At 49.6% G+C, this 7,015-nt stretch carries 6 protein-coding genes, 7 tRNA genes and 2 rRNA genes; all 15 read left to right on the top strand.

Annotated elements, in window-relative coordinates:
* Nucleotides 1–86, top strand: a 23S ribosomal RNA gene (locus KNQ04_RS12270); the annotation flags it as partial.
* 46 nt (nt 87–132) lie between these two features.
* Nucleotides 133–248 (top strand): 5S ribosomal RNA (gene rrf / locus KNQ04_RS12265).
* Nucleotides 249–264: 16 nt separating this feature from the next.
* A tRNA-Asn gene (locus KNQ04_RS12260) sits at nt 265–339 on the top strand.
* A gap of 2 nt (nt 340–341) precedes the next feature.
* Nucleotides 342–416, top strand: a tRNA-Glu gene (locus tag KNQ04_RS12255).
* 9 nt (nt 417–425) lie between these two features.
* Nucleotides 426–498: transfer RNA gene (locus KNQ04_RS12250), tRNA-Thr, on the top strand.
* 32 nt (nt 499–530) lie between these two features.
* Nucleotides 531–614, top strand: a tRNA-Tyr gene (locus KNQ04_RS12245).
* 4 nt (nt 615–618) lie between these two features.
* A tRNA-Lys gene (locus tag KNQ04_RS12240) sits at nt 619–691 on the top strand.
* Between the two features lie 6 nt (nt 692–697).
* A tRNA-Gly gene (locus KNQ04_RS12235) sits at nt 698–769 on the top strand.
* A 16-nt stretch (nt 770–785) separates the two neighbouring features.
* Nucleotides 786–861 (top strand) — tRNA-Ala (locus KNQ04_RS12230).
* A gap of 234 nt (nt 862–1,095) precedes the next feature.
* On the top strand, nt 1,096–2,004 hold the full coding sequence (gene rocF, locus KNQ04_RS12225) for an arginase (RefSeq protein WP_214851047.1): 909 nt from the start codon (nt 1,096–1,098) through the stop codon (nt 2,002–2,004).
* A gap of 125 nt (nt 2,005–2,129) precedes the next feature.
* Complete coding sequence (gene sigW, locus KNQ04_RS12220; RefSeq protein ID WP_214851046.1) at nt 2,130–2,693, top strand: RNA polymerase sigma factor SigW; 564 nt, start codon at nt 2,130–2,132, stop codon at nt 2,691–2,693.
* A gap of 16 nt (nt 2,694–2,709) precedes the next feature.
* Complete coding sequence (locus KNQ04_RS12215; RefSeq protein WP_214851045.1) at nt 2,710–3,324, top strand: polymer-forming cytoskeletal protein; 615 nt, start codon at nt 2,710–2,712, stop codon at nt 3,322–3,324.
* Between the two features lie 115 nt (nt 3,325–3,439).
* Nucleotides 3,440–4,264 (top strand): diadenylate cyclase CdaA, encoded by an 825-nt coding sequence (cdaA, locus tag KNQ04_RS12210; protein ID WP_214851053.1) that lies wholly within the window; start codon nt 3,440–3,442, stop codon nt 4,262–4,264.
* Nucleotides 4,264–5,550 carry a CdaR family protein gene (locus KNQ04_RS12205; RefSeq protein ID WP_214851044.1) on the top strand — a complete coding sequence of 429 codons (1,287 nt, stop codon included), beginning with the start codon at nt 4,264–4,266 and terminating at the stop codon, nt 5,548–5,550. The genes cdaA and KNQ04_RS12205 overlap by 1 nt, the downstream gene beginning before the upstream one ends.
* A gap of 29 nt (nt 5,551–5,579) precedes the next feature.
* Nucleotides 5,580–6,935, top strand: coding sequence for a phosphoglucosamine mutase (glmM, locus tag KNQ04_RS12200; protein ID WP_214851043.1), 1,356 nt, complete (start codon nt 5,580–5,582; stop codon nt 6,933–6,935).
* Nucleotides 6,936–7,015 lie beyond the last annotated feature (80 nt).

Here is a 7,015-nt window from a genome sequence, read left to right as displayed (position 1 = left end):
CAGAGACGATGAGGTAGATAGGTCACGGGTGGAAGCATGGTGACATGCGGAGCTGAGTGATACTAATCGGTCGAGGCCTTGTTCTAGCAGATGATTGTTGATGACTTCAGTTTTGAGGGCGCGAGCCCGTCGTCTGGTGACGATAGCCAAGTGGTCACACCCGTTCCCATGCCGAACACGGAAGTTAAGCACTTGAACGCCGAAAGTAGTTGGGGGCTTCCCCCTGTGAGGATAGGACGTTGCCAGGCAATTTTATTTTTTTATTCCGCAATAGCTCAGTGGTAGAGCAACCGGCTGTTAACCGGTAGGTCGTAGGTTCAAATCCTACTTGCGGAGCCAATGGCCCGTTGGTCAAGCGGTTAAGACACCGCCCTTTCACGGCGGTATCACGGGTTCGATTCCCGTACGGGTCACCATTATATTGTGCCGGTGTAGCTCAGCTGGTAGAGCAACTGACTTGTAATCAGTAGGTCGCGGGTTCGACTCCTGTTGCCGGCACTGTTTTTTTAATTGAATTTCCTAGACAAACTGGGGGGGTAGCGAAGTGGCTAAACGCGGCGGACTGTAAATCCGCTCCCTCGGGTTCGGCGGTTCGAATCCGCCCCCCCCCACCATGTCGAGCCATTAGCTCAGTTGGTAGAGCATCTGACTTTTAATCAGAGGGTCGCAGGTTCGAATCCTGCATGGCTCATTTCTTGCGGAAGTAGTTCAGTGGTAGAATACGACCTTGCCAAGGTCGGGGTCGCGGGTTCGAATCCCGTCTTCCGCTTTTTATTTATCTTTTTGGGGCCTTAGCTCAGCTGGGAGAGCGCCTGCCTTGCACGCAGGAGGTCAGCGGTTCGATCCCGCTAGGCTCCACCAAATTTTGCTTAAAGATCTTAAGCGAGTTTCGTTCGTCTTAAGTTTTTTTATACTTGAAATGCCTGTTAACCAGAGTACGTACGCGAAAGCACCGTGATTCCCTTCACGGTGCTTTTTTGTTGTGTAACCTGTCCCTGATAGCTGTATAATCATGCGTCGGGATGTCGAGTTGAACCAGTCTTGTGTTACCGCTTACAATTAAGGTAACTTAAACAAGCAAAGGGGAATACGGGGATGAACATTGCCTATATCAGCGTGCCATATCGTTACGGTCAAGGAAAACCTGGAACAGAACATGGACCAGCAGCAGTTGAAGAAGCCGGTCTATTTGAGACGTTAGCAACACATGGACAAGAAGCTGTCCGCTACGGGGAAGCGGCTGTCTTACCAGAAGATGCAGTCCGAGAAGAAGATGCGAAGTTAAAACGCCTTGAAGGTGTCGTTCATACGACGAACGATTTACAGCTACTCGTGCGTGACGCACTATCCGAGCAACGTTTCCCGTTACTCGTCGGGGGCGATCACAGCATGGCAATCGGAACGATCGCCGGTCTCCGTAAAGTGGTACCACGCCTCGGTGCGATTTGGTTTGACGCGCATGGTGATTTGAATACACCGGAGACATCACCGTCAGGTAACATTCATGGAATGCCACTCGCTGTTGCTCTTGGGGAAGGGCACGCGCGTTTGACAGAAATCGGGGGGACGGACGTCAAATTACAACCGGAACACCTCGTGTTCATCGGCTTACGTGACGTCGATCCAGGTGAACAAGAATTGATTGACCGTCTCGGCATTCGGGTCTATGACATGGAAGCGATTCGGACACGGGGGATGGAAGCGATCATGGAAGAAGCGATCGCGTATCTAAAGGAAACGACGGATGCCTTTTATTTAAGCTTCGATATGGATGGTCTTGACCCAAGTTTAGTCGAAGGAACTGGAACGCGTGTCGCGGACGGAGTGATGCTAGAAGACGCGCAGATTGTTTTGAATCACTGTGCGGCACACGATGAGTTTATCGCAGCTGAGTTCGTCGAAGTCAATCCGCTGTTAGAAGAGGGAAACGGAACGGCAATTCTTGCGAACAGCTTGATCGGAAACTTACTTCAGGCGATGAAAAACCAACATTTAGTAAAATAATGGATAGAACTTGAACTCTTTTCATCGGGGTTCAAGTTTTTTTTGTTACAATTTAAATTGAGATGAAACATTTATCGGTCGACTCCGTATAAGAGATTGACCGCATAGAGCGGGGGGTATTTGAAGTGGAAGAAACAACACTACGCTTGATTGAGCGAGTGAAGCAAGGCGACCGTGATGCATTTGCGGCACTTGTTGATCTATATAAAGAAGGAGCATTTTTAGTCGCCTTCCGTGTATTACGTGATCGGATGGAAGCAGAGGATGCCACGCAAGAAGCCTTTATTCGCGTATTTACAAAGATTGAATCGTATAATGCACAATGGAAGTTCCGTACGTGGCTGTATCGCATCGTCACAAATGTCTCAATCGACCGCTTACGGAAGAAACGTCCGGACTATTCTCTTGATGCCGAGATGTCGGGCACTGAAGGACTGACGCTTTATTCCCAGCTTGAAAGTAAGGAGCAATTACCGGAGGATCAAGTCGTCGATTCCGAACAACGGAGTGCAGTCGGTGACGCGATTGCGGCCTTACCTGAAAAATACCGGATTCCACTTGTCTTGAAATATATTGAAGATCTTTCATTAAAGGAAATCAGTGAAATGATCGACCTACCTGTCGCCACAGTCAAAACTAGAATTCACCGTGGGCGAGAAGCGCTGAAGAAGCACTTCGGTACACGGTGAGAAGGAGGATCTCACCATGACACGAGAACACGTAAACGAGCGCATCCAAGATTATTTAGATCACAACCAACCTCCAGAAGATTTTAAGCAACTCGAAGCGGAGTTACGGGAGGCGAATGCGATGGACGACTTCGAAGAGTATCGACTCCTCGATGCACAGTTACGCACGCTTCCTAAGCCGAAGTTATCGGCAGATTTTACCTCCCGCGTGCTGGCACAACTGCCTGAACAGGTGGACACATCGAATGTGACACCGCTTCGTAAACCTTCTCGTTTTGGAGGGAAGATGAAACAGTATCCGCTTCTCGCCGCCGCGTCGATTTTCATGTTATTGTCGGTCGGGAGCCTCGGTGGTTATATGACGCAAGAAGATAAAGACTTGTCGTATACGAACATTCCCGGCATCGTCGCTGAAAATGGAGAAGTCGTTGTTCCAAAAGGCGTGACGGTCAACCAAGATTTATACGTCGAAGGCGGAAATGTCCGAATCGAAGGCAAAGTCAATGGAGACGTCATGACCGTTGACGGAACGGCGTATACGGCAAGTGCCGGAAACGTGACGGGAGAAATCAAAGAGATTGACCAGTTGTTCGAACGCGTCTGGTACGGAATTAAACGAATCTTTGATTAATCAGTTGGGACGAGTCTAACTCGTCCCTTTATGCTATAATGAAAGCTGTTTAAATTAGATGAGATAGGGGGCACGGTTGGTGAATTACTTCAACTGGCAACCACTTCAATTTCAAATGTTGAAACTGGGAGAAAACGTACACTGGTACGATTATATTAACGACGTGCTTGATATCGCGGTCGTGACATTCGTCATCTACCGTCTGATGATTATCGTCAAAGGCACAAAGGCGGTTCAATTGATTAAAGGGATTTCGGTCATTCTGATCAGCTGGTTTTTGAGCGGCTTCTTCGGACTGAAGACCTTACAGTTTTTATTGAATCAAATCATCACCTATGGATTACTCGGGATCATCATCATCTTCCAACCGGAGCTCCGGCGAGGATTAGAACACCTTGGGCGAACGAGTAAATTCTTCTCACGTAGTGCAATCAGTGACGAAGATGAACAAGTCCGAATCGTCGATGCGCTCGTCTCATCGGCACAATACATGTCAAAGCGCCGAATTGGTGCACTGATCACACTCGAACGAGAAACAGGTCTCAGTGAATATGTCGAAACCGGAATTCCGCTTGGTTCTCAAATCACGAGCCAGCTCTTGATCAACCTGTTCATTCCGAACACGCCGTTACATGATGGGGCGGTGATCGTCCAGCAAGGGAAGCTTGCGGCAGCGGCTTGTTATTTACCGCTCTCGGAAAGTGCCCATATCTCAAAAGACCTCGGCACACGTCACCGAGCTGCGATTGGTGTCAGTGAAGTCACAGATAGCGTTACGCTCGTCGTATCGGAAGAAACGGGTGGCGTATCGCTCGCGATCAACGGTCGTCTCTACCGGGAACTCGACGAAGACTCGCTTCGGGCGAAGTTACTGGAGACGATTGTTAAAGTCGAACCGGCGAGTACGTCCTTCTTTAACTGGATGGGGGCGAAAAAATAATGTTCGAAAAATGGTTCAATGAACGCTGGTTTTTACGAATCGTTGCGGTCATGCTTGCCGTCATGCTGTATTTGATGGTCGCAGGCTCGAATTCGACCGGGAAAAGCGATGCTGCGAGTCTGTTGCCGATTGCGGGTCAGGGCTCGACGACGTTTGACGTACCGGTCACAGTGAATTATGATGAATCGCAGTGGGTCGCCTATAATATTCCAGATACAATCGAAACGACGGTCAAAGGACCGTCGAGCAGTCTGACGATGTTACGGCTCGTCAAAGACTTCGGGTTATCGCTTGATTTGAACGGACTCGACCCGGGATACCACCGCGTTCGCGTGACGGCGACGGGGTTTGGGAAAGATGTCGAAGTGACACCAAAACAGGAGACGGTCGAAGTCTTCATCGATAAAAAAGTCACAAAGGAAGTCCCTGTTCAAGTTGCCTTGCTCAATAAAAATAAAATCGCCGAAGGTTATGTCGTCGGTGAAGCACAACCGAACCAACAAACCGTTTCCGTGACGGGCGGAGCGGAAAAGCTTCAAGCAATCACAGCGATCCAAGTTCCGATTGATGTCACGGGCCGGGCATCGACGTTTAAGGAATCCTTTAACGTCAAGGCGACGGATGCGAACGGAAATGCCATCAGCGCGACGTACGATCCGGAACAACTTGAAGTAACGGTTCCGGTCTATAAGGAAAGTAAGACGGTCCCAATCAATGTGAAAACGAAAGATACGGTCAAAAAAGGCTACAACGTCGTCAAAATCGTCCCTGTCGTCACGGAAGCACGTCTTTACGGGACAAAGGAAGAATTGACACGGATCGGTTCCGTCGATACAGCAGCGATCTCGCTGAAAGGATTGACAGAGACGACGGATAAGACCGTGAAACTCATCGAACCGGATAATGTCACGGCGATGGAGCCGACATCCATCACGGTCAGCATCGTCATCGAGAAGACAAATGCTAAATCGACGACGGAAACGGTCGAGGATCGGGCAGAGAAGACGATCACGGGCGTCCCAGTCACGTTAAACGGATTTGACGAGTCGAAGTATACGGTCGACTACGCAAAGACGATCGACCTTGTCGTACGCGGCAGTGAAGCAGATCTTGCTTCCATCGATACGACGGACATCAAGGCCGTCATCGACGTGACAGGATTAAAAGAAGGCACACACGGCTTATCGATTTCGTATCAGACATCTAAAGCATTTGATGTCTTACGGCCGGATAATATGGACGTCACCTTAAAGACGATTCCCCGGACATCGGTACAGGCGAATTAAAACCAATCAGTGAAATGAGGAAATAGCACATGGGTAAGTATTTTGGAACTGACGGCGTACGCGGCGTCGCAAACGTAGAATTGACACCGGAACTCGCTTACCGTCTTGGACGGATTGGCGGGTACGTGTTGACGAAACATGAGAGCACACGTCCGAAAGTCTTAATCGGACGCGATACACGTGTCTCGGGTCAAATGCTCGAGAACGCGATGATCGCAGGATTGTTATCAATCGGAGCGGAAGTCATGCGTCTCGGTGTCATCTCGACACCAGGTGTCGCGTACTTGACGAAAACGATGGATGCGACGGCGGGCGTCATGATCTCAGCATCACACAACCCGGTCGAAGACAACGGCATCAAGTTCTTCGGAACAGACGGCTTTAAGCTCAATGACGCAACAGAACTTGAAATCGAAGCATTGCTCGACGAAGCAGAAGACACACTCCCACGACCATCCGGGAAAGAGCTTGGTTTCGTTCACGATTATTATGAAGGCGCGCAAAAATACCTCCATATGCTCCGTCAAACATCGGATGAAGATTTCTCAGGGATTCATGTCGCAATCGATGGCGCGCACGGAGCGACATCAAGCCTTGCACCACGTTTGTTCGGTGACCTCGAAGCAGAAGTCTCAACAATCGGTACAACACCAAACGGCTTGAACATCAATGATGGTGTCGGGTCAACACATCCGGAGCACCTCGCAGCATTCGTCAAAGAGAAAAGTGCCGACGTCGGTCTCTCGTTCGATGGTGACGGCGATCGTTTGATTGCAGTCGATGAGAACGGCGATATCGTCGATGGCGATAAAATCATGTTCATCTGCGGAAAATACTTGAACGAAATCGGTCGTTTGAAAGATAACACGATTGTCGCAACAGTCATGAGTAACCTCGGCTTCCATAAAACGGTCGCAGAACACGGTATGACGGCCTTACAAACAGCAGTCGGTGACCGTTATGTCGTCGAAGAAATGCGTAAAAACGACTACACGCTCGGTGGCGAACAGTCTGGTCATATCATCTTCATGGATTACTCGACGACAGGCGACGGCATGTTGTCTGGCGTTCAGTTGCTCCAAATCATGAAGGCGACAGGCAAGAAGTTATCGGAACTCGCAGCCGAGATGCCGATCTTCCCGCAACGTCTCGTCAACATTCGGGTGTCGGATAAGAATGGGGCGATGAACGGCCCTGCTGTTCAAGCCATCATTGCGGAAGTCGAAGCGGAAATGGCTGGGAACGGTCGGATTCTCGTTCGTGCATCTGGAACAGAACCACTCGTCCGTGTCATGGCGGAAGCAGAGTCGCAAGAAGCATGTGACATGTACGTCGAACGGATTGCGAACGTCGTGCGTGAAAATTACGCGTTACAAGAAAACTGAGTCAACGAAAAGGAGTAGCTTCGTGCTGCTCCTTTTTTTTGTGTACGGGAGGAATGTTAGGGAGGGGAAATAGCACGAAC

Origin of the sequence: Exiguobacterium sp. s193 (assembly GCF_018618755.1) — a bacterium.
Classification (GTDB): Bacteria; Bacillota; Bacilli; order Exiguobacteriales; family Exiguobacteriaceae; genus Exiguobacterium_A.
Note: the sequence above shows the minus strand (reverse complement) of the source record. Positions and strands in the feature narration are given on the sequence as shown.